Source organism: Pseudomonas sp. CBS, assembly GCF_024734645.1.
GTDB lineage: Bacteria > Pseudomonadota > Gammaproteobacteria > Pseudomonadales > Pseudomonadaceae > Aquipseudomonas.
Window position 1 is genome coordinate 3,481,854 of sequence record NZ_CP102929.1, and the last position, 26,929, is coordinate 3,508,782.

The following is a 26,929-nucleotide window of genomic DNA, read 5'->3' on the forward strand; positions in this document are numbered from 1 at the left end:
GCTGGTATTGGTTCCGCTCTTACAGCGGCTCACTTTTGAAAAGCGCAAAAGTAAGCAAAACGCTCTTGCCCCACCACTCGGCTCCTCGCCTAGGCTCGGAGTGCCCTCACTCCGGCTTTGGACCGTGGGCCGCCGTCATGGGCCATCCCTGGCCCAGGACGGCTAACCTGGCGTCCTGCCGGGTTACCCACGCTCCAAAGCCTGCGTTCGGCCAGCGTGGTTTAACGGGGCGCCTAAGATCAAGATCAAAAGCAGATCAAGAGCACAGCGGCCTCCCGGCCGGCTTGAGTGTTGAAGAGCACAAGCCAAATCAAAATCTAAAGCGGGCACGGTCAAAAATGTGGGAGCGGGCTTGCTCGCGAAGGTCGTTAACGATGACGCGGGCATTCTGGATGAACGCGGCGCTCTCAGGTTTTTCGCGAGCAAGCCCGCTCCCACAGAAAAGCAGAGCCACCCCCGCCCGTAGCAGCTGTCGAGCGCCAGCGAGGCTGCGTGCTTTTGATCTTGATCTTAGGCGCCCCGTCAACCACGATGGCCGCAAGTAGGCACGGTGGAGCGGGTAAATCGGCAGGGAAGCCGATTTAGCCGCGCCGGGCCATGGATGGCCCGTCGCGGCGGCCCGCGGAATCGGGCCGGAGTGCGGGCATGCCGAGCCTAGGCGAGGCACCGAGTGGTGGGGCAAAGACCTTTTGGTTACTTTTGGGGCGTTTGCCAAAAGTGACCCGCTGTAAGAGCGGAACCCTAAGTGGCCGTTACCGCAGCAACGGATATGTACCCAATCAGCTGCACATATCCCCCGCCCAACCCACCTACGCAACTATTGGTTACAAGTTGGTGATAACCTCACCGTTCCCCCACCCAGACCCGTCTCCCCGATGCCCAGTGAACCCGCGCTGCTGTTACGTCACCACCGCCCTTTCATCGCGTTCTGGCTGGCGCGGATCTTCACCGCCAGCGGCTTCCAGATGCTCACCGTGGCCATCGGCTGGAACCTCTACCAACTGACCGGCAACGTGCTGGACCTGGGTTTGGTCGGCCTGGTGGAATTCGTGCCGCGGGTGCTGTTCATGCTGCACACCGGCCATGTGGCCGACCGCTATGAACGGCGCAAGGTCGCAGCCATCTGCCAGACCGTTCAAGCCTTGATCGCGCTGTCCCTGGCAATCGGCGGACTGACCGGCAATGTCACCCGCGAGATGATTTTTATCCTGGCATTCCTGCTGGGCGCAGCCCGCTCGTTTGAAATGCCCACCACCCAGGCCATGCTGCCGAGCATCGTGCCCACTGCACTGTTCCCCCGCGCCGTGGCGTCGTCGCAGTCGGCACAGCAACTGGCCACCATCGTGGCGCCAGCGTTGGGCGGTTTGTTATACGCCTTCGGCAGCGTCTGGGTGTACGGCCCCACGGTGGTGCTGTACCTGATTGCCTGCGTCCTGACCCTGAACCTGCCCGCACGCCAGACGCCCTTGAACAAGGCCAAGGCGACCATGGACTCGCTGCTGGCCGGGATTCGTTTTATCCGCAGCCGGCCGGACATTCTCGGGGCGATTTCCCTGGACCTGTTCGCCGTACTGCTGGGCGGCGCCACCGCGTTGCTGCCGGTGTTTGCCAAGGACATTCTGCTGACCGGAGCATGGGGCCTCGGGCTGCTGCGTTCGGCGCCAGCGGTCGGGGCCCTGTTGATGTCGTTGTGGCTGGCACGGTTTGCCGTAGACCGGCATGTGGGGCGGATCATGTTTACGGCGGTCGGGGTGTTTGGCGTAGCCACCATTGCATTCGGCCTGTCGACCTCGTTCTGGTTCTCCCTGGCCGTGCTGGTGGTATTGGGCGCAGCGGACATGATCAGCATGGTGATCCGCGCCTCGTTCGTGCAACTGGAAACCCCGGATGAAATGCGCGGCCGGGTGAGCGCGGTCAACGGGCTGTTTATAGGCGCGTCGAATCAGTTGGGCGAGTTTGAGTCCGGGATCACCGCGCACTGGTTCGGCACCGTGCCCGCCGTGGTCATGGGCGGCATCGGCACGTTGGTGGTGACCGGGGTCTGGATCAAACTGTTCCCGACCCTGGCCAACCGCGACCGCATGCATGCGCCGGTGGAAGAACCCGCCAAGGTTTAGAACACCTTGTCGAGGGTGACGGGAAAGTCCCTCACCCGCTTGCCGGTGGCGTGATACACCGCGTTGGCCACCGCCGCCGCCACCCCGACAATCCCGATCTCGCCGACGCCCTTGGAACCCAGGGCGTTGACGATCTCGTCGTGTTCTTCGACGAACAGCACGTCAATCTCGCCAATGTCCGCATTTACCGGGATGTGATACTCGGCCAGGCTGTGGTTCATATAGCGGCCTAATTGATGGTCAATCTGCGTCTCTTCATGCAACGCCATACCAATACCCCAGACCACACCGCCGAGAATCTGGCTGCGGGCCATCTTCGGATTAACCACGCGTCCGGCCGCAATCGCACTGACCACTCGGCTGACCTTGATAGTGCCCAGGTCCTCATCCACCCGCACTTCGACAAACACCGCCGAATGCGTGGCTGAGGCGTAGCCTTCGCGCTGCTTGCCCGGCTCGCAGTCCACCTGCACCTCCAGCGCCTGCTCGCCGCTGTCCTGAACCAGTTGCGCCAGGGAGATGCGCTGGTCACCGGCATGCAGCTGGCCGTTTTCAAACCGCGCTGATTCGGCGTCTTTAAAGGCGGGGTAAGTCTTGCGCGCAATCTCCAGCAGCTTGGCATTCAACGCCTCGCACGCCTGCTGCACCGCGCTGCCCACCGACGACACGGTAAACGAGCCACCCTGCAGCGGCGCCGTCGGCAGTGATGAATCCCCCAGCAGGAACGTCACGTCACCCACCGGAACACCACTGGCCTGGGCCGCAATCTGGGTCATGACCGTATAAGTGCCGGTACCGATATCAGTGGTGGCACTGCTGACCGTAAGCTTGCCCAGGTGATCGATCCGCGCCTTGGCGCTGGCCTTCATTTGCAAGGCCTCCCACACACCGCCGGCCATGCCCCAGCCGATCAGTTGGCGGCCATCACGCATGCTTCGCGGTTCCGGGTTGCGCTGGCTCCAGCCGAAACGCTCGGCACCTTCGCTGTAACACTCACGCAAGGCTTTGCTGGACCAGGGCTTGTCTTCGTTCTGATTGCGCTCGGCATAGTTGATCAGCCGCAGTTGCACCGGGTCGATGCCCAGGGTGCAGGCCAGTTCGTCCATGGCGCACTCCAGGCCGATCAACCCGAGGGCTGCGCCGGGTGCACGCATGTCCAACGGCGTGGACACATCCAGCGGCACCAGTTTGTAGGTCAACAGCACGTTGTCGCAGTGGTAGAGCATGCCGCTCCATTCCACCACGTGCTCGCTGAAGTCCTCAAAGCGCGAGGTCTGGCCGATGGCGGTGTGGCCCAGGGCGAGCAAGCGACCATTGGCGGCCGCGCCCACTTGCAGGCGCTGCAAGGTGCGCGGGCGATAACCGAAGGTAAACATCTGCTGGCGTGTAAGGGTGACGCGCACCGAACGCTTCAAGGCCAGCGATGCCATCACCGCCAGCGGCAACTGGTACTGCGGCCGCAGGCCGGAACCGAACGCACCACCGACAAATGCAGCGAAGATTCGCACCTGGCTCTTATCCAGGCCGAAGACTTTCTGCACGTAGGCCTGGCAGTTCTGCGGGCCCTGGGTCTTGTCGTGGATATGCAGGGTGCCGTCGGGCTGATACAGCACGGTGCTGGCGTGGGGCTCCATCGGGTTGTGGTGTTCGATGGGCGTGCTGTAGTGCAGGTCCAGGCTCGTGGCGGCGCCGGTCCATTCGGCCTGGAAGTTGCCGCGCGGCTTGGGCGGTGTTTGCGGTGATGGGTGGGCCTGTTCCTGCAAGGCCAGCAGGTCGGTCTCGGCAGGCTCGGCGGCGTATTCGATCTCCACCAGAGAGCCGGCATGACGCGCCAGTTCCAGGTTATCGGCAATCACCAATGCCAACGGCTGGCCGCTATACAGCACGCGGTCGTTGTACAGCGGGCGAAATGGCGAGCCATCGGCGGCATCGGCATCGGCGTAGCTGTCGTCGTAACTGGCGAGTTTCGGGCGGTTGAGGTGATCAAGCACCATCACTACCCCGGGCAGCGCCAGGGCCTTGGAAGCATCGATGCGGACAACCCGGCCCTTGGCGATATTGCTCGACACCACACTGCCGTGCAGCAGGTCATCCTCGGGGAATTCCCCGGCATATCGCGCTTGCCCGGTCACTTTGAGCAGACCGTCCACCCGGTCCAACGGCTTGCCGATCGCACTCATGATGTGGCTCCCGCAACAGCGGCATCGCTCAGGGCGCGAATGATCGCGCGGCGTGCCAGTTTGATCTTGAAGCCGTTGTGCTCCAGCGGCTCGGCGTCCAGCAGCAAGGTTTCGGCGGCAGTGCTGAACGTTTCGCGGCTGACGGACTGGCCGATCAGCGCGGCTTCCACCGCGCGGTCACGCCAGGGTTTATGGGCGACGCCGCCCAGGGCCAGGCGCGCGTCTACGATCACATCGCCTTCCAGTTCCAACGCCGCCGCGACGGATACCAGCGCAAACGCATAGGAAGCGCGGTCACGGATTTTCAGGTAGTGACTGTGGGCAGCCAGGTGGTCAGCTGGCAACTCGATAGCCGTGATCAACTCATCATCGGCCAACTGGTTATCCCGCTGGGGTGCATCGCCCGGCAGTCGGTGGAAGTCGGCAAACTCAATCACCCGCGCACCGCCCCGACCCTGCACATGCACCCGGGCATCCAGCGCGGCCAGGGCCACGCACATGTCCGAAGGATGGGTGGCGACACACTGATCGCTGGCGCCGAGAATCGCGTGGATACGGTTCAAGCCGACCCGCGCCGGGCAACCGCTGCCGGGCTCGCGTTTGTTGCAGGGCACGGCGGCGTCATAGAAGTAGTAGCAACGGGTGCGCTGTAACAGGTTGCCGCCGGTGCTGGCCATGTTGCGCAACTGCGGCGAAGCGCCGGCGAGGATGGCTTGAGACAACAGCGGGTAGCGTTGTTCGATCAGCGGGTGCCATGCCAGGTCGGCGTTGCTCACCAGGGCCCCGATCATCAGGCCGCCTTCAGGGGTTTCTTCCACCTCGCGAAGCGGCAGGCCGGTGATATCGATCAGGTGCTCGGGGCGGCTGATGCTTTCTTTCATCAAGTCCAACAGGTTGGTACCACCGGCAATAAATCGCGAGGCCGGGCTGACCAGGTGCACCGCCTCCTGCACATCCGCCGGCTTGCTGTAATGGAAGGGATTCATTGCTCACCTCCCTGCGCACGGCACGCCGGCAAGGCTTCTTCGATGGCATCGCGAATATTGTTGTAGGCACCGCAGCGGCACAGGTTGCCGCTCATCAGTTCCTGGATTTGCGCGGTGTCGTGGGCGCGGCCTTCACGAGCCAGGCCCACCGCCGAGCAAATCTGCCCCGGCGTGCAGTAGCCGCACTGAAAGGCGTCGTGCTTGATAAAGGCCTTTTGCATCGGGTGCAGGTCGTCGCCCGAGGCCAGGCCTTCGATGGTGGTCAATTCGGCACCGTCGCACATCACCGCCAGGGTCAGGCAAGCGTTCACCCGTTTCCCGTTGAGCAACACGGTGCAGGCGCCGCACTGGCCGTGGTCGCAGCCCTTCTTGGTGCCGGTCAGGTCCAGTTGCTCGCGCAGCAGGTCCAGCAGGGTGGTCCAGGGCAATACGTCGAGTGAGTGGTCCTGACCATTGAGGGTCAAGCGTATGGAGTGGGCGACGAACGGCTGGGCCGCCGCGCCATTGGGGGTCGCGCTCATAAACACCTCACGGGTTGGTGTGCATCCGCGGCGTTCAGAAAAGTCGCCGTCTTAGCGGTCCGACTTCCGGAGTTTATGAGCGTTCAAGGCAATTGATGGGTGGCGATCAGCGAATGCCGAGGGTGGTGACCAACTGGTTGCGCGGTGGGTTGATCGAGGTGTTGCTGTACTGGAACGTGCCGCCGGCTTCGACATTCAGCTGGAACGTATAGATGTAGCCCATCAACGTTCCCGCGCCGCTGCACGCCTGGCTGATGGAACCCACCTGGCAGATGGCGGTGCTGGTGCCGGACACCGGCGCGCCGTCGAAAAACGCCTGGGAGCTGTTGCCCAGGCCGACTTCCATCACGTACACCAGCGTCTGCCCGCGGTGCGTGCACATCTGGGTGCTGGCCGCCCGCTCAGGGATGGTTTCCGTGCAATTGGCCGACTGCACCTTGAACACCCGCACCTCGCTCAAGGCCGGTGCAGGCGCGCCCCACGCCGGTGCTGCACCGAGCCACAGGCCGATACAACCGAACAGAGCTAGACTCCAGGCGCTGGCTTTTTTCATGCTGTCGATGACCCTGTAATAAACGTCGGCGCAGTATGCCTCAAGGCCATGATCAAGCCTATGCGCCACTGGCCCTCGGCTGCTGGTATGATGCGCCGCTTTTTCCGATCCTCTCTGGAACCACAGCCGCTTGGCGCAGTTTGTGCTTTGACTTAGAGGTCAACAAATAACGACGCAAAATAGCGTCACAGGGAGCAGGCATGCTGGAAAAGCTGTTTCAACTCAAGGCACACAACACGAATGTGCGCACCGAGATTCTCGCGGGCGTCACCACCTTCCTGGCCATGGCCTACATCCTGTTCGTCAACCCGAGCATCCTCGGCGAGACCGGCATGGACAAGGGCGCGGTCTTTGTCGCGACCTGCCTCGCGGCGGCCATCGGTTCCACCGTGATGGGCCTGATCGCCAACTACCCGATTGCCCTGGCACCGGGCATGGGCCTCAACGCGTTCTTCACCTACACCGTTGTCCTGCACATGGGCCATACCTGGCAAGTGGCGCTGGGTGCCGTGTTCATCTCGGCGGTGCTGTTCTTCCTGCTGTCGATCTTCCGCATCCGTGAATGGATCATCAACAGCATCCCGCTGCCGCTGCGCTCGGCGATTGCGGCGGGTATCGGCCTGTTCCTGGCGTTGATCGCCCTGCACAACGCCGGCATCGTGGTCAGCAACCCGGCCACCATGGTGGGCCTGGGCGACCTGAAACAACCGGCACCGATCCTCGCCACCCTCGGCTTCGCGCTGATCGTTGCGCTGGAAGCCCTGAAAGTGCGCGGCGCCGTGTTGATCGGCATCCTGGTGGTGACGATCGCCTCCATCGCTCTGGGTTTCACCCCGTTCGGCGGCGTGATGTCGATGCCACCTTCGCTGGCGCCGACCTTCCTGCAACTGGACATCAAAGGCGCCCTGGACATCGGCCTGGTGAGCGTGATTTTCGCGTTCCTGTTCGTCGACCTGTTCGACAACTCCGGCACCCTGATCGGCGTCGCCAAGCGCGCGGGTCTCATGGGCAAGGACGGCCACATGCCGAAAATGGGCCGTGCGCTGATCGCTGACAGTACCGCAGCCATGGCCGGCTCGCTGCTCGGCACCTCGACCACCACCAGCTACATCGAATCGGCGGCGGGCGTGAGCGCCGGTGGCCGTACCGGTTTGACCGCCGTGGTGGTCGCGATCCTGTTCCTGCTGGCGCTGTTCTTCTCGCCACTGGCGGCCAGCGTTCCGGCCTTCGCCACCGCACCGGCGCTGCTGTTCGTCGCCGTGCTGATGACCTCGGGTCTGGCCGAAATCGACTGGGACGACATCACCGTCGCCGCGCCGGTGGTGATCACCGCCCTGGCGATGCCATTCACTTATTCCATCGCCAACGGCATTGCCTTCGGTTTCATCGCCTGGACCGCCATCAAGCTGCTTTCGGGCCGCTACCGTGAGCTGAACCCGGCGCTGGTGATCCTGTCGATTCTGTTTGTGATCAAGCTGGGCTGGTTCAACGCATGACTTTTGACGCCGCAAGCTACACCGTTCAACTGGAAGAAAAGGTCACGCGCTTGCGTGACCTGCTGGCGCCGTTCGACGCGCCGGAGCCTCAGGTTTTCGACTCGCCGTTGCAGAACTTCCGCCTGCGGGCGGAGTTCCGCCTGTGGCGCGAAGAGGGTCAGCGCCACTACGCAATGTTCTCCCAGGACGACAAGCGCACGCCGATCCTCATCGAAGAGTTCCCGATTGCCAGCCTGCGCATCAACCAGTTGATGCCGCAGCTCAAGGCCGCCTGGCAAGCCAGCGCCGCCCTGAGCCACAAGCTGTTCCAGGTGGAGTTCCTCACCACCCTGGCCGGCGACGCGATGATCACCCTGTGCTATCACCGCCCGCTGGACGAGCATTGGCATACGGCAGCGAACAAGCTGGCGGCGGACCTGAACGTCAGCATCATCGGCCGCTCCAAGGGCAAGCGCGATGTGATCGGCCGCGATTACGTGGTCGAGAAACTCGACGTCGGCGGTCGCACCTTCAGCTATCGCCAGCCTGAAGGCGCGTTCACCCAGCCCAACGGCACCGTGAACCAAAAGATGCTCAACTGGGCGTACGACGCTTTGGGCGAGCGCAGTGATGACTTGCTGGAGCTGTATTGCGGCAACGGCAACTTCACCCTGCCCCTGGCCACCCGCGTGCGCAACGTGCTGGCCACCGAAATCAGCAAGACCTCGGTGAATGCGGCCCTGAGCAACCTCGATGAAAACGCGGTGGATAACGTCACCCTGGTGCGCTTGTCTGCTGAAGAACTGACCGAAGCCTTGAACGAAGTGCGGCCGTTCCGACGCCTGCACGGCATCGACCTCAAGAGCTACGAATTCGGCAGCGTGTTCGTCGACCCGCCGCGTGCCGGGATGGACCCGGACACCTGCGAACTGACACGGCGCTTCGAGAACATCCTCTACATTTCCTGCAACCCGGAGACGCTGGCGGCGAACATCGCGCAACTGCATGACACGCACCGGATTACCAAGTGCGCACTGTTTGACCAGTTCCCGTGGACGCACCACATGGAATCGGGTGTGTTACTGACCCGGCGTTAAATCCCCAGCACTGCACAGATCAAAATGTGGGAGCCGTCGAGCTTTAGCGAGGCCGCGATGGCGGTGGGTCAGATAAAAAAATGTCATCAGTCCCGCCGCCATCGCAGCCTCGCCAAGGCTCGACAGCTCCCACAATCGACCGGTGTGTTGGCAAATATCGCCATCATGCCGACGGCTGGAAATACCCCGCCAACGCCCGCAGGTCCTGCTCGTTCAGCAACCCCGCAAAATACTTCAGCTGTATCCGCCAGGTCGCGGCGTGCCGTGGCCAGTTGCTGCTCGGCATCCAGCACAAGTGCGCGCTGTTTGACCAGTTCCCGTGGACGCACCACATGGAATCGGGTGTGTTACTGACCCGGCGTTAAATCCCAGCACTGCACAGATCAAAATGTGGGAGCCGTCGAGCCTTGGCGAGGCCGCGATGGCGGTAGGTCAGACAGAAAAACGTCATCAGTCCCGCCGCCATCGCAGCCTCGCCAAGGCTCGACAGCTCCCACAATCGACCGGTGCGTTGGCAAATATCGCCACCATGCCGACGGCTGGAAATACCCCGCCAACGCCCGCAGGTCCTGCTCGTTCAGCAACCCCGCAAAATACTTCAGCTGTATCCGCGCCAGCAGATACGCATGCCGCGCATCCGCCAGGTCGCGGCGTGCCGTGAACAGTTGCTGCTCGGCATCCAGCACAAGTGCGCGCTGTTTGACCAGTTCCCCTGAACGCACCACATGGAATCGGGTGTGTTACTGACCCGGCGTTAAATCCCCAGCACTGCACAGATCAAAATGTGGGAGCCGTCGAGCCTTAGCGAGGCCGCGATGGCGGTAGGTCAGACAGAAAAATGTCATCAGTCCCGCCGCCATCGCAGCCTCGCCAAGGCTCGACAGCTCCTACAATGGATCGGTGTGTTGGCAAATACCGCCATCATGCCGACGGCTGGAAATACCCCGCCAACGCCCGCAGGTCCTGCTCGTTCAGCAACCCCGCAAAATACTTCAGCTGTATCCGCGCCAGTAGATACGCATGCCGCGCATCCGCCAGGTCGCGGCGTGCCGTGAACAGTTGCTGCTCGGCATCCAGCACATCAAGGTTGACGCGCTCGCCACCGGTCACGCTTTTCTTCGTCGCCGTCACCAGGGCGGTGGCCGAGCTGACCGCCATTTCATACGCCCGCACTTTGGCCGCGCCGCTGGTGTTGAGGTTGAATTGCTTGCGCAGTTCGATCAGCGTCTTGGCGGTTTGCGCGTCCAGTTCATATTGCGCCTGGGACAGTTGATTCGCGGCCTGACGGGTTGACGCCGACACTGAGCCACCGGCAAACAGCGGCAAGCTCACCTGGATGCCGACGCTGTTGGTGTCGTACTTCTGGTTGTAGCTGCTTTCCGAATCGGAGCTGGTCTGGCGGCTGCTCGCGTACAGGCTGACCTTGGGCATGTGCCCGGCGCGCTTGCGCTCCACTTCGTACTCGGCGGCGTCCAGCGCGTGGTGCTGGGATTTGAGTTCCGGGTTGTTGGCCATCGCCAAGTCGCGCCAGGTTTCGAAGCGATTGGGTTCCAGCGGCGGAATGTCGAACTGTCGGGTCAGAGGCGCCAGCTCTTCTATCTGTAACGGCTCACCGACTATCGCTTCCAGCTCGCGCAAGGCAGCGTCCTGGGTGTCCAGCGATTCGATCTCTTCGGCCTGGGCCAGGCTCAGGCGCGCCTGGGTTTCCAGCACATCGGTGCGGGTGCCCTCGCCGCCTTTGAGCAGCCGTTCATTGAGTTGCAGGCGCTCGGCATACGCGCGTTTCTGGGCGCGGCTCAGCTCGATCCGCTCCTGGGCCAGCAACGCCTGGCTGTAGGCGCTCAACACCCGTACCGCCAGCTCCTGGCTCCTGCCGCGAAAGCGTTCATCGGCAAACAGCGCCTGCGCTGCGCCCTGGCGATAGCGCGCATAGGCTTCGTAATCGAGCAGCGGTTGCTGCAAGGTCAGGGTCGACGCATAGCTGCGGTAATCACGGTCGCTGGTGACATTGCCCACCGCCGTCGACTGGGTGACTTCGGATTCGTTGCGCGAGTTGTTGTAGCTCCAGGACAGGTTCGGCAGCAGTCCGGCGCGACCGATGATGCGGTTTTCCTCGCCGGCCTCGCGTTCCTGGATCGCCGCCTGAAACGTCGGATCGTTACGTAGCGCCAGGTCATAGGCATCAAGCAATCCCAGCGCCTGGACCGAACCGCTACAGGCACAGCACAGGCTGAATACCAGCGCCTTCATTCTTCCACCAACGCCATGTGAGTCCGATCCAGCAAGGGTTTGAACAGGTAGTTGAGCATCGAGCGCTCACCGGTTTTGACGAACGCTTCCACCGGCATGCCCGGACGAACCTGCAAGCCGCCTAGCTGGCGCATGCCGGCGGCGCTGACCTGGGCGCGCACGGTGTAATACGGTTCGTCGGTGCGCTCATCGACCTGGCGGTCGGCCGACACCAGCGTCACTTCACCGGCAATGCGCGGCGTGGTGCTCTGGTTGAAGGCCGAGAACAGCAGTTCCACCGGCAAGCCCGGGTGCACCTTGTCGACCATCTGCACCGGCACCCGCGCTTCCACCAGCAACGGTTCGCCTTGGGGCACGATGTCCATCAACGCCTGGCCGGGCTTGATCACACCGCCTTCGGTGTACACATCCAGCCCAACCACCACGCCGGCCGCCGGCGCGCGCACCAGGCTGTTGGCCAGTTCGAACTCAGCCGAGGCCAGGCGGTTACGCAGGTCGTCGCTGCGGGTACGGGTTTCCGCCAGTTGGCCGCGCAGGTCTTTCTGGAAGTCTTCGCCCAGCTGGCGGATGCGCAGGCGCAGTTCGAGGACTTGCCGTTGCAACTGGCCGATGCGGCCGAAATCCTCGGCAATCGCGCCGTCGAGCTGGGCGTACAGGCGTTCACTTTCCAGCAGCCGATTGCGCGGGATATAGCCGTCCCGCGCCAGCTCCCGCAGGCCTTGCAGTTGTTCATTCATGGCAGTGCGTTGCAGTACTTTGCTGGCCTGGGAATCCCGGGTGCCACGCAGTTGCGCCTCGGCCCCGGCGATGGTTTCCCGCAGGCCTTGCTGCTCCGTGGCCAGGGCCTGGGCACGGCTGCTGAACAGTTGCCGTTGCAGGCTCAAGGTGGCGGTGGCCTGCGGATCGTTCAGCAGTTCGGGACCGAAGACGATGGCCGACAAGCCTTCACTCTCGGCACTCAAGCGCGCTTCGCTGGCCTGGGACGCGATGAACTGGCTGCGCAAGGACTGCATTTGCCCGCGCAACGGCGTTTCCTTCAAGCGGATCAATACCTGGCCGGCGCTCACCACCTCGCCATCGCGCACCTCGATCCGTTCGACGATCCCGCCCGCCGGGTGCTGCACCGTCTTGCGGTGCCCCGAGACCATGACCTTGCCGGACACCGCCACGCCTTTGTCCAACGGTGCCAGCGCAGCCCAGCCGAGAAACCCGGCAAACCCGCCGAGCACCAACAACCAGCCCAAACGCGCGTACTTTTTATCGTCCAGCGCCAGTACGTTATTCACGGGCGGCACGCTGTTGTCCGCCACAAGCACAGGTCGGTTCATGCTTTTTTTCCTTCACCGAGGCGGTAGCTCATGCTCATCGTCGACACCGGTTTGGGCGGCGCTGCTGGTTTCTGCGTGGCCTCCAACACCCGAACAGTCGGCCCGAACGCTTGCAGCTGTCCGTCCCGCAGAATCAACAATTGATCGGTCAGGGTCAGCACGTTGGTCTTGTGGGTGATCAACACCAGCGTGCGGCGCTGCGCCTTGAGCGAGGCGATGGCCTGCAGCAAGGCTTGCTCGCCGGCTTCGTCGAGATTGGAGTTGGGCTCGTCCAGCACGATCAGCGCGGGCAAGCCGTACAGCGCCCGCGCCAGTGCGACACGTTGCTTCTGCCCGCCGGACAACCCGGCGCCGCCCTCACCCAGTTGGGTGTCGTAGCCTTGGGGCAGTTGCAGGATCAGTTGATGCACGCCGGCCATTTGCGCGGCGGCCAGGACCTTGTCCGAATCCACCGCGCCGAAACGCGCGATGTTGTCGGCGATGCTGCCCGCGAACAGTTGGATGTCCTGTGGCAGATAACCAATGTGCGGGCCGAGTTGCTGCTTGTCCCATTGCGCCAGGTCCGCGCCGTCCAGGCGCACCTTGCCGGCCATTGGTGCCCAGGCCCCCACCAGCAGGCGCGCCAGCGTCGACTTGCCACAACCGGACGGCCCGATCACGCCCAGCACTTCACCGGCGGGAAGACTGAAGCCGAGGTTGGCCAGCGCAGGTCGACGACTGCCCGGCGCACACGCGCTCACCTGCTCCACCGTCAACTGGCCGCTGGGCGCCGGCAAGCTCATGCGCTCCGTACGCGCGGGGTTGGCCGCCAGCATCACTGACAACCGCTCATAGGCCAGGCGTGCCGAACTCCACTGTTTCCACACGCCGATCAACTGGTCGATGGGGCTCAGTACCCGGCCCATCAGGATCGAACCGGCGATCATCATCCCCGGCGTAATCGCCCCTTGCACCGCCAGCAACGCGCCCAAACCGAGGACCAATGACTGCAACGCCAGGCGCACGCCCTTGGACCAGGCACTGATGGCCGCACTCTTTTCACTCGCCAGGTTCTGCGCCGCCAGAAACGCCTGGTGCTGGGCAAACCAGCGTGCGCGCAAGGTCGCCAGCATGCCCATGGCTTCGATGGTTTCGGCGTTGCGCAGGTTGGACGTGGCCTGCTGACTGGCGCTGATGGACAGTTGCGTGGCTTGGGCCAACGGCGCCTGGCAGATGTGCTGGTTAACCCAGGCGAAGGCCACCAGGATCACCGCGCCGGCCAGGGCCAGCAGGCCGAGCCAGGGGTGGAACAGGAAGATCACCAGCAGGTACACCGGGAACCACGGCGCATCAAAAAACGCGAACAGCGCCTGGCCGGTGGCGAACTGGCGCAAGGCCGTCAAGTCGCTGAGCGCCTGCCCCGCCGCCTGGGTGCCGCCTTTCAGTTGCGCCTCGAACGCGGCGTCGTACACCCGCTGGTTCAGGCGCATATCCATCTGCGTACCGAGGCGAATCACCACCTGGCTGCGCACCCACTCCAGCGCGCCCATCAAGCCGAACAAGCCGAGGATCATCAGCGTCAGCATCAACAGGGTCATCTCGTTGCCGGAGGCCAGCACCCGGTCATAGACCTGCAACATGTACAGCGCCGGGGCCAGCATCAGCAAGTTGATCACCGCCGAGAACAGGCCAATGTTAAGGAAGCCGCTTTTATAGGCGGTGAGGGCGGCCAGGGTTTCGTTGCCGGCATGGCGCATCGGGGAATTCTCATGGAGGAAATCGGGAAACACCGAAAGCCGATGAAGGCGTGATCCTTCATCGGCTTGTTTCATGCAGCCAAGGCGTCAGGCGGCCAGGGCAAAGTCCTGAGGCACGTCCTGCACGCCTACCAGGGCCACGTCGGCCGCCGCGAACGACGTCGAATCCGCATGCGCCACACCCGCTGCGGCCAGTTGATCGAAGGTGGAGTTGATCGACAGGCTTGGGTCGATGTCCTTGAGCAGGGAATCGATTGCTGAGGCGAGTGCCGAACTGTCGCCGCTCATCAGGCCGTAGACGATCTGGTGCACCTGGCCCGCACGGCCTTCCGACTGCAGGCTCTCAAGGCCCAGGTTGGTGAAGCTGACTTCCTGGTCGGCGAGGCTGTAGCTACCGCCGGCAGCGCCGCCCGTCAGGACAGTGCCCAGGTTGAGGGCGTCGAGCGAACCCCACAACGTGTGCGACGGCGGGTTGAACAGGGTGTAGTGCAGGTCGCCGTCAGCGACCACCGCCGCATTGCTGACCGTGCTGGACACGCCATATTGGGTACCGTCGAACGGCCCAGGATTGAAACCACCAGTGTTCGAACCCTCTTTGACCGAACCTTCACGGTGGTTCAGGTCGCCAAAGTAAGCCGACCAGTCGCTCAGGTACTCGGCAACGGTATTAGCGGCATAGGCCGTGCTGTATGAAATAGAAATGCTCATGCAAAACTCCAAGTCATGGGGTGGTAACTCCGCAGCAAGCCAGTGCCTGCTGTGGCTTTGCCCGTCACTGGGCAAAATCGGTCAGAACTGATATTCAACGGTGCCCTGCAGGGTGCGCCCACGGCCGAGGGTGAAGGCCAGCACGTCGCCCAGCGGCACCAGGTACGCGCGGTCGGTGACGTTTTCCATGGCCAGGCGCAGCGTCAACTGATCAGTAGCGCGGTAGCTGCTGTAAAGGTCGTAGACGGTGTAGGGTTTCCAGTCAGCGGGGTAAACGCCGGTTTGCGAGGTGGTCACGCCGACGCCGCCTTTTACGTAGTAACCGGCGCTGTAGCGGGCGCGGACACCCACATCCAGCTTGCGCTCGAAGAAACGCGCGCCCAGCGTCGCGGTGCCACGGTCCATCGGCATGTGCTCGGAGGAACCGAGGATGGCGTTGCAACCCACGGCGGCATTGGCCACGTCGTCCGGCACCATGGCGTCCACCGGCCTACGGTTACCTGGCCGGCTCTGGATCTTGGTCACGCCGCCGAGCCAGGCGGTGTTGCTGCAGAACTTGTTGCTGCCGAGCATGCGGGTGTAGTTGACCTGGCCGTAGGCAAACCCGGCGTCATAATCCAGTTGGTATTCGAGGCCGCGAAAACGGGTGGTCTCCAGGTTGTTCACATACGCCGCGTTGCCAATGTTGGCGATGCCATAACCGGGTGGCTGCACCCCCAGGGCCATATAGGAGAAGTCATCGACGCGGGTGTTGAAGTAGGACACTTTCACGCCCACACGGTCGCCTTCCAACAGCAGGTCTTGCTTGAGCACGTTGAACCCGACCTCCCACGCCGTGGACTTCTCGGGCTTCAAGTAAGGGTTGGGCAGGATCGATTCCGAGCCACCGCCATGGGGCCGGCCGCTGACCAGGGTTTCGGTGACCGCCGGAGGACGCCAGCCCTTGCCGTATGTGGCGAACAGCTGCAGCCAGTCGACACCCGGCTTGATCGACAGGCCGAAGGTCGGCGAGAAATGCCCCTCCTCCCGGTCAACGTCATAGGCCACGGGTACGCCGATCTGGCGGGTGGTGCCGATGATGAAAGTGCGGGTGTTCAAGCCGGTTTCGCCCCGCAGTCGATAGCGGTCGTAACGCAGCCCGGCATTCAGGTTCAGCCAGTCGTCGTAGTCGTAATCCAGGCGACCGAACAGGCTGCCCATCGCCCGGTCACCTTTGGGGGTGATGCTTTCCAGCGCGGAAGCCTCAACCGCAGAGCCAGCCTCCACCGGTTGGTTGGAGTCCGGCCGGACCTTGTCGTAGAAAAACTCCAGCCCGTAGTTGGCCTTGAGCACGGACAGCTCGCTCAAGGCAAAGGTCGAGGTGTTCTGCGCCTGAACGCCATAGGTGTCGGTTTGATAGGTCACGTCGTAGCCGGGTGTGCGGCCACGGGCCAACGTGGACTGGTCGTTGCGGGTGTCGACCGCGTAGAGTTTGGCCTTGAAGTCGATCAGCGGATTGTCCGGCGTGTAGCTGTAGTCCAGCGCGAGGTTCTGTGCTTTAACGTTGCTGCTGCCGAGCTTTTCCCATAATTGAGGTTTTTCGGCGGTCATCATGTTGACGTCGTCGTAGTCGACTTCGGTCAACAGGTAGCTCAGTTGCAAACGCTGGTCAGCCGGCAAGTTGAGACCGAGCTTGAGCAGACGCGAACGCATCACCGAACCCGAATAGGCAACCTGGGTATTCTTGATGCGATCCTGGCTGGCCGGTATGAACGCCGTGCCGGTACGCAGGTCGCCGATGCTGCCCTGGGTGCCGGGGTCGTAATCCCCCAGATGCCGCTCACTGGCGGCCACCAGCATGTCCCACACATCGGTGCCGACGGCAAACGCCGAACTGCCGATAAAGTGCGTACCGTTGCTGAGCCCGCCGAGGCCCGTGGTGACACGAATGCGCCCGCCGATTTGCTTGCCGTCCTTGAGCAGGTCAGCCGCCTCCACGGTACGAAAGTTGGCAACCCCGCCAATCACTCCTGCACCGCCCATGGTGGAGGTCGCGCCCTTTTCGATCACCACCTCGGACAGCAACTCAGGGTCGACATACAGCGTGCCGTTACGTTGCTGGTGACCGCTCTGCTGATAATTCTGGCGCATGCCGTCGACCGACATGTTGACCCGGCCATAGTCCTGGATCCCGCGAATATTCACCGACAGGCCAGGGTCTTGCTGACTGACCGCCGAGTAGACCCCAGGGGCCTCTTCCAGCATCTCGGCGGCATGGCGCGGCGGGTTGCGATCCAACTGTTCGCGCCCCACCACACTGACCGAGCGCGGCGATGAATACACCCAGTCATTCCTGTGCTGGCCGGTGATCGTGGTGGTCGCCAATGCCAGCGCAGCGTTGGCCGGCTGCTCAACCCGGGTCAGGGTGACCTGGCGGGCGCCGGTAAAGCGGTACTCCACCGGCGCGGCACCGAGCAAACGACCGAGGCCTTCGTGCACGCTGAAGCTGCCCTTGAGCGCGGTGCTGCTCAACCCTTGCAGGCGCTGGCTGTCGAACAGCACCTGCAAGCCGGCCTGGTCGGCGAAGCGCAGCACGGCACTGCCCAAGGGTTGCGCAGCGATGTCGAACATCAAGGTAGCGGGCTGCGATGCACCGGCCGGCGCCTCGGCGGCCTGCACCTGGCAGGCAGAGGCGAACAGCCCCAAGTGAATGGCAAGGGCCAACCGGCTGCCGGTGATACGCCCCTTGGTGATTGCAGACATCTACGTTATCCCTTCGCTGACCATTCTTGTTTATGCGAATACTTCTCACTTAACAGGACGTGTCAGGCGTGGGAACTCAGTAAGGTTTTTTTGAAAGTTTTTTCGAAGGCTGGAAATGGGGCCTGGCGACCCCATCAATAGATCAGGCTAAGCCCCGCCAGATCGAAGCGCTGCACCTGCAATTCTTCGGTCAGGGTACCGAGGGCGGTGTCGAGCATGTCGAGACGGAACACGCCGCTGACTTCACGGGTGCCCAGGTCGGCATCGGTCAGTACGACCTTGCCAGGCCGGTAGCGGTTGAGTTGCTCGATGACCTTGGCCAGTGGCAAGCGATCAAAGATCAGCACACCCCGACGCCAACTGGTGGCGCGCTCCAGGTCGAGGTCATCAAGGGCGACCACGCCGTTTTCGGGACTGTAGCGCGCAGCCTGGCCTTCCTTGAGCACGGTTTCTTTCTGCGGCAGCGCCTGGAGCGTCACCGCCACACTGTGCTGCAAGACGCCGACCCAGGCCTGCCGGTCATCTTCCCGCTCGACCACAAACCGCGTGCCCAAGGCGCGGGTTTGCCCGCTGGCGCTTTGCACCACGAACGGCCGTTTTTCCTCGCCGGCCATGGGCGCCACATCAAAGATCGCCGAGCCCTTGATCAGGCTGATGCGCCGCTGCACACCGTCAAACTCCAGCTTGATTGCACTCGCAGAATCCAGCTGCACGCTGCTGCCGTCGGCCAGGTGCACGGTGCGCACTTCGCCCTTGTGGGTGACGTAATCGGCCTGCAGGTGCAGCAACGCTTCGGGCCCGCGCACCCAGCCGACGCCGGCCGCCACCAGCAACAGCGCGACACTCGCTGCCACGCGCCACGGCTTGCGGCGCCGAGAGCCGCGCACCGGCGCAGCGGCGGTGGCTGGCCGCTGGCGATGCACCGTCTCATCGCGATGCACCTCCCCCAGCGCCGCCCATGTCTGCTCAGCAAAGCGCAGCGCCGCTTCATGGCGGCTGTCCCTGGCGATCCATTGGCGCAGCTCGGCTTGCTCCTGATCGGTCAGGGCACCGGCGTGCAGGCGCACCGCCCAATCGGCAGCCGCCTCGGTAATGCTGTGCTGTTGCGGACCTGGGCTATTCACGTGTGAATCTCGAATTTTTCGTTATGTAACGCTGTGACGTCTGACCCCAGGTTTGTCGGTAATTCATTCGTCGGATGGCCCCGCCTCGCCTTCCTGCAAACGCTGCATGACATACGCCAGCGCCTTGGCCAGGTGCTTTTGCACCGAGCTGTCGGAAATATCCAGGTGCCGTGCGACCTGGGCATGGGTCATGCCCTCGATGCGGTTGAGACGGAAAATCTGTCGGGTACGCTCCGGCAATTCCGCCAGTGCCTGCTTCAATGCCTGCCGCTGTTGCTGCGCCATCGCCTGAGCCTCCAACCCGGCCATTTCGTCTTCAATCTCGGCCAGCGCCTCATGGGGCACGGAGTCGGTCTTGCGCCGTGCCTCCTGGCGAATATGGTCGATCAGCAGATTGCTGGCCGTGCGATAGAGATAGCCCTGGGAGTTGTCGATGCGCTCGCCGACCGGCTTTTGCGCCAGGCGCAGGAAACTCTCCTGCACCAGGTCTGCGGCCAACTGCGGGTCCCGTACCTTGCGCGCGAGATACCCGCGCAGGGTATCGGCGTGCTTGAGAAACAGGCCTTTGAGATCCACGTCCGACAAACCGACTCCCTGGAATGTAAAGGAAACAGGCGGGCATCTTAAGCGTTGTCGAGAATGATTTTCAATTGATATCAACTCTGATCTGCATAACGATGGTTTTCATTCTGCGTTCGATAATCGAACGGTTCCCACCCAGATGATTGACCAAATTAACCATCCAGTACATTTTATCGGCATACATAAAAACAACAGTGGAGAACCCTTCATGCCGCCCATCGTGCTGGTGCTCAACGGCCCCAATCTCAACCTGCTCGGCACTCGCGAGCCCGCCACTTATGGCCACGAAACCCTGGCCGACGTCGCCGCCCTGTGTGGCCGCAGCGCCGAACAGCTGGGACTGAAAGTCGAATTCCGCCAGACCAACCACGAAGGCGAATTGCTGGACTGGATCCACGGCGCCCGCGCCCGTTGCGCCGGCATCGTGATCAACCCGGCGGCCTGGACCCACACCTCGGTGGCGATCCGCGACGCGCTGGTGGCCAGTGAAGTGCCGGTGATCGAAGTGCATTTGTCCAACGTGCATGCCCGGGAAGCCTTCCGTCATCACTCGTTTGTGTCACCGATTGCCAAGGCGGTGCTGGCCGGTTTTGGCAGCCATGGTTATCACCTGGCCCTCGAACATTTCAGCAAGACCTTGAAGGGATGAGCCCGGTGTCCAAACGTCGAATTCTCACCGGCCTGATAGGCGCCGGCATCCAGGCCTCCCGTACTCCAGCCTTGCACGAGCGCGAAGGCGATGCACAGGGCTTGCGTTACCTGTATCGCCTGATCGACCTCGACCAGTTGCAGACGGATACCCGCGCGCTGCCCGACCTGTTGATGGCCGCCGAGCAGATGAACTTCACCGGCTTGAACATCACCTACCCGTGCAAGCAGGCGATCCTGCCGCTGCTGGACGAACTGTCGCCCGAAGCGCGGGGCATCGGCGCGGTGAATACCGTGGTGCTTTGCGACGGTAAACGCATCGGCCACAACACCGACTGCCTGGGCTTTGCCGAAGGTTTTCGTCGCGGCTTGAATGATGTGGCTCGCACGTTCGTGGTGCAGATGGGCGCAGGCGGTGCCGGCGCGGCAGTGGCCCATGCGCTGCTGGGCGAAGGCGTGGAACGCTTGAGTATTTTTGACGTGGACGCCGAACGCGCCCGCAGCCTGGCGGACAACCTCAACCAGCATTTTGGTGCCGGTCGGGCCCAGGCAGGCAATGACCTGGAAAGCGCCATGGCCGAAGCCGACGGCCTGGTGAATACCACACCGATGGGCATGGCCAAGCTGCCGGGTATGCCCGTACCGCTGGACACCTTGCGCGCCGACTTGTGGGTAGCGGAAATCGTGTACTTCCCACTGGAAACCGAACTGCTGCGCAACGCCCGCGCCTTGGGCTGCCGCACCCTGGATGGCGGCAACATGGCGGTGTTTCAGGCGGTGAAAGCGTTTGAGTTGTTCACTGGCGAAGTGGCGGATGCCGAGAGAATGCTCGCGCACTTCCGAAGCATGACCACCCAACTGTAGAAACCGGATCAAAAATGTGGGAGCGGGCTTGCTCGCGAATGCGGAGTGTCAGTCGCCGGATGTATGGCTGATCCACCGCCTTCGCGAGCAAGCCCGCTCCCACATTTTGCTCAGTGCTGAACTCAGGCCTGCAAATAGCGCAACACCGACTCGCAGATCATCGCCCGATGCCGCTGCTTGACCGCCTCATCCGACAACTCGATCTGAAAGATCTCGCTGAAGGTGTGGCGGTTCGACACCCGGTAAAAGCTGAACGAGTTGATCAGCAAGTGCACGTCCAGCGGCTCCAGCCCTTCGCGGAACAGCCCCATCTGCGCACCCCGGCGCAACGTAGTGCCGAGGGCTTCGAGGATGTTGCTGTTCATCGCCTTGATCGACGTCGACTGCTTTACGTACTCGGCGTTATGAATGTTCTCGATGCTCACGATCCGCACAAAATCCACGTTCTGATCGTGGTGATCAAAGGTGAATTCCACCAGCCGGCGAATCGCTTCCCGGGGCTCCAGGGCCGTCAGGTTCATCCGGGTCTCGGTGTTGCGAATGTCGCCGTAGAGCTTCTCCAGCACCTCGACGTAGAGCTGTTCCTTGCTGCCGAAGTAGTAATAGATCATGCGCTTGGAAGTCTGGATACGCTCCGCGATCGCGTCCACCCGCGCGCCGGACAGGCCCTGCTGAACAAACTCGACGATGGCTTCCTGGAGAATGTTCTCGCGGGTCTTTTCCGGGTTGTTCTTGCGGCTCTTGCGCGGCGCAGTGGCCGCGGCGGGAAGCTCGGAAGTCAGGGTCATGGTGCGCTCACGGCCTTAGGTGCAGGCGGTGATTATGGGCCGCGCCGCACGCCGAAGGAAGCGCCAGCACCTTACAACCTGGCCTGGCGCGCCGCTCCGCTGCGGGACTTGGCCATGGCCGCCAGGCGCACCGCCACGTTGGCCGCGCCGTAACCGGTGTAGCCGTTCTTGCGCTGGATGATCTCGAAGAAAAACCGGCCTTCGAACGGCTCGGTGTAGACGTGAAACAGTTCACCGCCCTGGGCATCGCGGTCGTACAGCACGTTGTAGTAGGCCAACTGGCTGAGGAACTCGTCGTCGAAATCAAACCGCGCCGCCAGGTCATCGTAGTAGTTCAGCGGGATATCCAGCAGCGGCACACCGGCGTCCTTGGCCCGGCTGACCTCGGCGAAAATGTCCGCGCAGTCGAAGGCAATGTGGTGCACGCCCGAGCCGCGATAGCTCGACAACGCGTGGGAAATCGCGGTGTTGCGGTTCTCGGAAATATTCAGCGGCAGGCGAATCGAGCTGCAGCGACTGCGCAGTGCCCGGCTTTTCACCAGGCCGTAGGGGTCGGGCAGCACCACTTCGTCATCGGCTTCGAAATCCAGCAGGCTTTTGTAGAACAGCACCCAGCTGTCGAGGCTGTCGGCAGGCAACGCCATCGCCATGTGGTCGATGCGCAGCAGGCCGCCGCTGGCAGGGCTTGCGGGTTGCAGGTTGAAGTCGGTGTCGTAGAGGCCGCCTTCGTTCTGGTCTACCAGGTAGATCAGGCTGCCATCTGGTGCACGAACGGCCGCCAGCTCCAGCTCGTTGGGGCCGACGAGCCCACGATACGGCTGGCCCTTGTAGGCCACCGCCCGCTCCAGGGCTTTGGCGCTGTCCTTCACGCGGATCGCCGTGGCGCACAACGACGGGCCGTGGGCCTCGAAGAAGTTGTGGGCGAAGGAATAGGGTTCACAGTTGAGGATCAGGTTGATATCGCCCTGTCGCAGCAGGCTCACACTCTTGGAGCGATGCTGCCCGGCCTTGACGAAGCCCAGACGCTCCAGCCATGAAGTGAGCTTGGCACCGAGGTTTTCATCCACGGCAAATTCCAGGAATTCAATGCCGTCGTATTCGCTGGCGGCCGGGGTTTCAAACAGAATCTCGGGGACCGGTTTGGCTTCCTCCGCCAGCCGCTGGCGGGTCTTCTCTTCGAGGTACAGCAGCGAGCGCAGGCCGTCGGCGGCGTTGGCCCGGGTCGGTGCGGCGCGGAAGCCGTCGTTGAAGATTTCCAGGGAAAGCGGCCCGGTGTAGCCGCTCTTGATGATGGGGGCGAGGAAGCCCGCCAGGTCGAACTCGCCCTGGCCTGGGAAGCAGCGGAAATGCCGGCTCCATTCCAGTACATCCATCGCCAGGATCGGCGCGTCGGCCATCTGCACAAAGAAAATCTTGTCGCCGGGGATCTCGGCAATGGCGCTCGGGTCGCCCTTGAGGGACAGGGTGTGGAAGCTGTCGAGCAACACGCCCAGGCTCGGATGATCGATCTTGCGCACCAGGTTCCACACCTGTTGCCAGGTGTTGACGTGTCGGCCCCAGGCCAACGCTTCATAGCCAATGCGCAGGCCACGGCGGCCAGCGTGTTCGGCCAGCAGGCTCAGGTCATCCAGTAGAATGCTTTCATCGCCAACGGAATCGGCTGACGCGTTACTGCACACCAGCACCAGGTCGGTGCCCAACTCCTGCATCAAGTCGAACTTGCGCTCGGCTCGTTCAAGGTTGCGCGCCAGGCGGTCGCGGCGGCAGCCTTCAAAATCCCGGAACGGCTGGAACAAGGTGATGGCAATGCCGAGGTCGGCGCACATTTGCCTGACTTCACGCGGGCTGCCGTCGTAATACAGCAGATCGTTTTCGAAGATTTCCACGCCATCAAACCCGGCAGCCGCGATGGCTTCGAGTTTTTCCGGCAAGGTTCCGCTCAAGGAAACGGTGGCGATGGAGCGTTGCATGGGGCGACTCCCGGCAGATGAAGCAGGTCTTATTTACGGCAAATTATTGGCCGCCAGGTTCATCACAGCAATTGAAATGTACGAACCGGTTAGTTTTATGGGCGATTATCGAACAGAATGGCAATCGGCGAATTGACGATTTTTTAGCCTCTGCGCACCATCGACAGCACATTGAGTCCCGCTCGGGTTGAGTGGCCTCGGTTAACCAAGACCCTGAACACACCATAAAAATTTCAAAAAAAACGGGTACTTCCTCATGCCTTCGCAAAATCCCGCCGTGGCCGTGCGCCACAGCAATCCCCATAGCGGCATCGGCGACAAAATCCGTGGCGCCATGGCTGTCGGTAAAACCCGCTGGGGCATGCTGGCCCTGGTGTTTTTCGCCACCACCCTGAACTACATCGACCGCGCCGCCCTCGGCGTGATGCAACCGATCCTGGCCAAGGAAATGAGCTGGACGGCGATGGACTACGCCAACATCAACTTCTGGTTCCAGGTGGGTTACGCCATCGGCTTTGTGCTGCAAGGCCGGCTGATCGACCGGGTCGGCGTCAAGCGCGTGTTCTTCTGCGCGGTACTGCTGTGGAGCCTGGCCACCGGCGCCCACGGCCTGGCCACCTCGGCGGTGGGCTTTATGGTCTGCCGGTTCATTCTCGGGCTGACCGAAGCCGCCAACTACCCGGCCTGCGTCAAGACCACCCGCTTGTGGTTCCCCGCTGGCGAGCGTGCCGTGGCCACCGGGATCTTCAATGCCGGCACCAACGTCGGCGCGATGATGACGCCGATGCTGCTGCCGCTGATCCTCCACGTATGGGGTTGGCAGGCCGCCTTCCTGTGCATGTCGGCACTGGGTGCGATCTGGCTGTTGTTCTGGGGTTTGAAGTACTACAACCCGGAAGACCATCCGAGCGTTAAGCAATCGGAACTGGACTACGTGCAGCAGGAAGTCGAACCGGAACAACCCCGCGTGCCGTTCAGCCGCATCCTGCGGATGCGCGGCACCTGGGCCTTCGCCCTCGCCTACTCGATGACCGCACCGGTGTTCTGGTTCTACCTGTATTGGTTGCCGCCGTTCCTGAATCAGCAATACAACCTGGGCATCAACGTGACCCAGATGGGCATTCCGCTGATCATCATTTACCTGACGGCGGACTTCGGCAGCATCGGCGGCGGGATTCTGTCTTCGTTCCTGATCGGCCGTGGGATGAATCCGATCAAGGCGCGGCTGTTATCCATGCTGCTGTTCGCCTGCTGCATCGTCGGGGTGATCATGGCCGCCGGTTCCAGCCAGCTGTGGGTCGCGGTGTTTGCCATCTCCCTGGCCATCGGCGCGCACCAGGCCTGGACGGCCAACATCTGGAGCCTGGTGATGGACTACACGCCCAAGCACATGATGAGCACGGTGTTTGGTTTTGGCGGCATGTGCGCGGCCATCGGCGGGATGTTCATGACTCAGATCGTCGGCCACATCCTGACCGTGACCAACAACAACTACACCGTGCTGTTCACCCTGATTCCGGCGATGTACTTCATCGCGCTGATCTGGATGTACTTCATGGCGCCACGCAAGATTCCGACCGTCGAGGTCTGAATCTCCTACTTGCGCCGCTGCTGCCAGGCAGCGGCCAACCCACTCAGGCAGATCACCCCGATCCCGACCACCGTGGTCAGGTCCGGGGTGTGATTGAACACCAGCCAGCCCAACAACCCCGCAAACACGATCTGGCAATAGCCGAACGGCGCCAGCAGGGCCGGTGCCGCGAAGCGGAAGGCCTGGGTCAGCATCAAGTGCGCGGTCATCCCGCAACTGCCCAGCGCCAGCATCAACACCCCATGCCACAGGCTCGGCACTTGCCAGAAGAACGGCACCAGCGCACTCATCACCAGGGTGTTGCACAGCCCGGCGAAGAAGTTGCTGGTGGTGGGCGTGTCGTACTTGCTGAGGATGCGGGTGAGCAGTTGGTAGAAGCAGAAGAACAGCGCGGACGTCAGCGGCAACAACACCGCCGGGGTGAACAGCTCACCGCCCGGGTGCACAATGATCAACACCCCGATGAACCCGCAAATCACCGCCAGCCATTGGCCACGGGTCACATGCTCACCCAGCAGCGGCACCGACAAGGCGGTGACCAGGATCGGCGCAAGAAAGTTGACCGCCGTGGCCTCGGCCAACGGGATAAAGTGCAACGCCGCCGTGAAAAACAGGCTGGTGCCCAGCAAGCACAACGCCCGCGCCACCTGCAGCAACGGTCGTTTACTGCGCAGCACCCGCAGCCCTGATTGCGGCAGGAAAATCCCGGCCATCAACAGCGTATGCACCAGATAACGGGCCCACACCACCATCACGATCGGGTAAAACCCGGCCAGGTATTTGGACAGCGCGTCGTGGCTGGAAAACAGAAAAGTGGCCACCACAATCAGCAAAATGCCTTTGAGCGGGTGGTTGACGCCGGAAAGTGGGGTGCTGAGGGTCATTGCATTCTCTTGAGTGGCAGGCTGAAATGACCGCCGCATACCGCGGCATAATCTAGAACGGGTAAAGCGCCTCGCTCAAGAGCATAACCAAACACTGTTCGAACAGCGCACTAAATTGCGGTTTTCCAGTCCAACGCTTCACGCCGCCCTGCCCACTGCGCGTTTTTTAACCAAGGCCTTCGTACCATGAAAAAAACCCTGTTGATTCTTTCGACCCTGGCGCTGCTCAGCGCCTGCGACAAGCAAGCCGAGACCGCCAAGGCGCCGGCGCCGCCCTCCGTCCAAGCGACGCTGGTACCGGAAGTGCTGCCCACCGACAAATGGGTCGGCAAGTGGATTGGCGTCGAAGGCCTGAACCTGACCATCGCCAAGGACGACAGCATCGGCCGTGGCCACTATGTACTGACCATGAAATACGGCCTGGATGACTATGATTCCGGCACCTTCAAGGGTCAGGCATCCGAAGACGGCATCACCTTTGAACGCCCGGACGGCCCGCAGATTCTGAGCGCCGGCGACGGCGAAGCCACCGGCCTGAAATGGCTGGCCGACAAGAAAGACTGCCTGATCGTCGACACCGGCGAAGGGTATTGCCGCGACTGACACCCATAACTTCCCGCTGGACACCCATTACCTGTGGCGAGCGGGCTTGCCCCGCGTTGGGCTGCGCAGCAGCAGCCCCATAGCAGGCAAAAGTGTTCTTTCCGGAAGGATTCGGTGTTCTTATTGGGACTGCTATGCAGTCCAACGGGGGACAAGCCCCCTCGCCACCGACAGCCGGACTG

Annotated in this window: 22 protein-coding genes and 3 pseudogenes; 9 read left to right on the plus strand and 16 right to left on the minus strand. The window is 62.5% G+C overall.

Features of this window, described 5'->3' with window-relative positions; translation table 11 throughout:
* Positions 1-875 precede the first annotated feature (875 nt).
* Positions 876-2,117, plus strand: a complete 1,242-nt coding sequence (locus NVB75_RS15835; RefSeq protein WP_258348288.1) for an MFS transporter — start codon at positions 876-878, stop codon at positions 2,115-2,117.
* Here NVB75_RS15835 and NVB75_RS15840 read toward each other — a convergent pair.
* The 4 genes from NVB75_RS15840 to NVB75_RS15855 form a co-directional block, all read right to left on the minus strand.
* Positions 2,114-4,297, minus strand: coding sequence for a xanthine dehydrogenase family protein molybdopterin-binding subunit (locus NVB75_RS15840; RefSeq protein ID WP_258348289.1), 2,184 nt, complete (start codon positions 4,295-4,297; stop codon positions 2,114-2,116). The genes NVB75_RS15835 and NVB75_RS15840 overlap by 4 nt on opposite strands.
* Complete coding sequence (locus NVB75_RS15845) at positions 4,294-5,283, minus strand: xanthine dehydrogenase family protein subunit M (protein ID WP_258348291.1); 990 nt, start codon at positions 5,281-5,283, stop codon at positions 4,294-4,296. Before NVB75_RS15845 ends, NVB75_RS15840 begins: the two co-directional genes overlap by 4 nt.
* Positions 5,280-5,804 carry a (2Fe-2S)-binding protein gene (locus NVB75_RS15850; RefSeq protein ID WP_258348292.1) on the minus strand — a complete coding sequence of 175 codons (525 nt, stop codon included), beginning with the start codon at positions 5,802-5,804 and terminating at the stop codon, positions 5,280-5,282. The genes NVB75_RS15845 and NVB75_RS15850 overlap by 4 nt, the downstream gene beginning before the upstream one ends.
* Before the next feature lie 106 nt (positions 5,805-5,910).
* A complete protein-coding gene (locus NVB75_RS15855) occupies positions 5,911-6,357 on the minus strand; it encodes a YolA family protein (protein ID WP_258348293.1) in 447 nt (148 codons plus the stop codon).
* A gap of 200 nt (positions 6,358-6,557) precedes the next feature.
* On the opposite strand from NVB75_RS15855, the gene NVB75_RS15860 reads away from it, so the two are divergent.
* Together NVB75_RS15860 and trmA are read left to right on the plus strand one after the other, a co-directional pair.
* Complete coding sequence (locus tag NVB75_RS15860) at positions 6,558-7,853, plus strand: NCS2 family permease (protein WP_063026981.1); 1,296 nt, start codon at positions 6,558-6,560, stop codon at positions 7,851-7,853.
* Positions 7,850-8,929 carry a tRNA (uridine(54)-C5)-methyltransferase TrmA gene (trmA, locus tag NVB75_RS15865; RefSeq protein WP_258348295.1) on the plus strand — a complete coding sequence of 360 codons (1,080 nt, stop codon included), beginning with the start codon at positions 7,850-7,852 and terminating at the stop codon, positions 8,927-8,929. Before NVB75_RS15860 ends, trmA begins: the two co-directional genes overlap by 4 nt.
* A 163-nt stretch (positions 8,930-9,092) precedes the next feature.
* Here trmA and NVB75_RS15870 read toward each other — a convergent pair.
* A pseudogene (locus tag NVB75_RS15870) lies at positions 9,093-9,222 on the minus strand (peptidase); the annotation flags it as partial.
* Here NVB75_RS15870 and NVB75_RS15875 point away from each other — a divergent pair.
* A pseudogene (locus tag NVB75_RS15875) lies at positions 9,223-9,294 on the plus strand (hypothetical protein); the annotation flags it as partial.
* Positions 9,295-9,459: 165 nt separating this feature from the next.
* On the opposite strand, the pseudogene NVB75_RS15880 reads toward NVB75_RS15875, so the two are convergent.
* The 8 genes and pseudogenes from NVB75_RS15880 to NVB75_RS15915 all read right to left on the minus strand — a co-directional run.
* Positions 9,460-9,615 (minus strand): annotated as a pseudogene (locus tag NVB75_RS15880) (TolC family protein); the annotation flags it as partial.
* Between the two features lie 235 nt (positions 9,616-9,850).
* Positions 9,851-11,179: a TolC family outer membrane protein gene (locus NVB75_RS15885; protein ID WP_258348297.1), complete on the minus strand. Its 1,329-nt coding sequence runs from the start codon at positions 11,177-11,179 to the stop codon at positions 9,851-9,853.
* Complete coding sequence (locus NVB75_RS15890; protein ID WP_258348299.1) at positions 11,176-12,507, minus strand: HlyD family type I secretion periplasmic adaptor subunit; 1,332 nt, start codon at positions 12,505-12,507, stop codon at positions 11,176-11,178. The genes NVB75_RS15885 and NVB75_RS15890 overlap by 4 nt, the downstream gene beginning before the upstream one ends.
* Complete coding sequence (locus NVB75_RS15895) at positions 12,504-14,243, minus strand: type I secretion system permease/ATPase (RefSeq protein ID WP_258348300.1); 1,740 nt, start codon at positions 14,241-14,243, stop codon at positions 12,504-12,506. Before NVB75_RS15895 ends, NVB75_RS15890 begins: the two co-directional genes overlap by 4 nt.
* Positions 14,244-14,330: 87 nt before the next feature.
* Entirely contained in the window at positions 14,331-14,951 is a 621-nt protein-coding gene (locus NVB75_RS15900; RefSeq protein ID WP_258348302.1) for a heme acquisition protein HasA, read from the minus strand.
* 81 nt (positions 14,952-15,032) lie between these two features.
* The gene (locus tag NVB75_RS15905) at positions 15,033-17,693 is read right to left on the minus strand and encodes a TonB-dependent receptor (RefSeq protein ID WP_258348303.1); all 2,661 of its coding nucleotides are present in this window, start codon (positions 17,691-17,693) and stop codon (positions 15,033-15,035) included.
* Between the two features lie 134 nt (positions 17,694-17,827).
* Complete coding sequence (locus NVB75_RS15910) at positions 17,828-18,817, minus strand: FecR family protein (RefSeq protein ID WP_258348305.1); 990 nt, start codon at positions 18,815-18,817, stop codon at positions 17,828-17,830.
* 63 nt (positions 18,818-18,880) lie between these two features.
* Positions 18,881-19,402: an RNA polymerase sigma factor gene (locus NVB75_RS15915; RefSeq protein ID WP_093204841.1), complete on the minus strand. Its 522-nt coding sequence runs from the start codon at positions 19,400-19,402 to the stop codon at positions 18,881-18,883.
* Positions 19,403-19,607: 205 nt separating this feature from the next.
* Here NVB75_RS15915 and aroQ point away from each other — a divergent pair, with 205 nt between their 5' ends.
* Entirely contained in the window at positions 19,608-20,048 is a 441-nt protein-coding gene (gene aroQ / locus NVB75_RS15920) for a type II 3-dehydroquinate dehydratase (protein WP_017477859.1), read from the plus strand.
* Positions 20,045-20,911: a shikimate dehydrogenase gene (locus tag NVB75_RS15925; protein WP_258348307.1), complete on the plus strand. Its 867-nt coding sequence runs from the start codon at positions 20,045-20,047 to the stop codon at positions 20,909-20,911. Before aroQ ends, NVB75_RS15925 begins: the two co-directional genes overlap by 4 nt.
* Before the next feature lie 122 nt (positions 20,912-21,033).
* Here NVB75_RS15925 and NVB75_RS15930 read toward each other — a convergent pair whose 3' ends face one another.
* Entirely contained in the window at positions 21,034-21,699 is a 666-nt protein-coding gene (locus tag NVB75_RS15930; protein ID WP_258348313.1) for a TetR/AcrR family transcriptional regulator, read from the minus strand.
* A gap of 71 nt (positions 21,700-21,770) precedes the next feature.
* Positions 21,771-23,669 carry a 3-dehydroshikimate dehydratase QuiC gene (quiC, locus tag NVB75_RS15935; protein ID WP_258348314.1) on the minus strand — a complete coding sequence of 633 codons (1,899 nt, stop codon included), beginning with the start codon at positions 23,667-23,669 and terminating at the stop codon, positions 21,771-21,773.
* On the opposite strand from quiC, the gene NVB75_RS15940 reads away from it, so the two are divergent.
* Both NVB75_RS15940 and NVB75_RS15945 read left to right on the plus strand, forming a co-directional pair.
* On the plus strand, positions 23,668-23,805 hold the full coding sequence (locus NVB75_RS15940) for a hypothetical protein (RefSeq protein WP_157721300.1): 138 nt from the start codon (positions 23,668-23,670) through the stop codon (positions 23,803-23,805). The two genes, quiC and NVB75_RS15940, sit on opposite strands and share 2 nt — an antisense overlap.
* Before the next feature lie 120 nt (positions 23,806-23,925).
* Positions 23,926-25,260: an MFS transporter gene (locus NVB75_RS15945; protein WP_017477863.1), complete on the plus strand. Its 1,335-nt coding sequence runs from the start codon at positions 23,926-23,928 to the stop codon at positions 25,258-25,260.
* A 5-nt stretch (positions 25,261-25,265) separates the two neighbouring features.
* Here the strand turns inward: NVB75_RS15945 and NVB75_RS15950 are convergent, their stop codons facing one another.
* Entirely contained in the window at positions 25,266-26,144 is an 879-nt protein-coding gene (locus NVB75_RS15950; protein WP_258348322.1) for a DMT family transporter, read from the minus strand.
* A 186-nt stretch (positions 26,145-26,330) separates the two neighbouring features.
* On the opposite strand from NVB75_RS15950, the gene NVB75_RS15955 reads away from it, so the two are divergent.
* Entirely contained in the window at positions 26,331-26,747 is a 417-nt protein-coding gene (locus NVB75_RS15955; protein ID WP_258348323.1) for a hypothetical protein, read from the plus strand.
* Positions 26,748-26,929 lie beyond the last annotated feature (182 nt).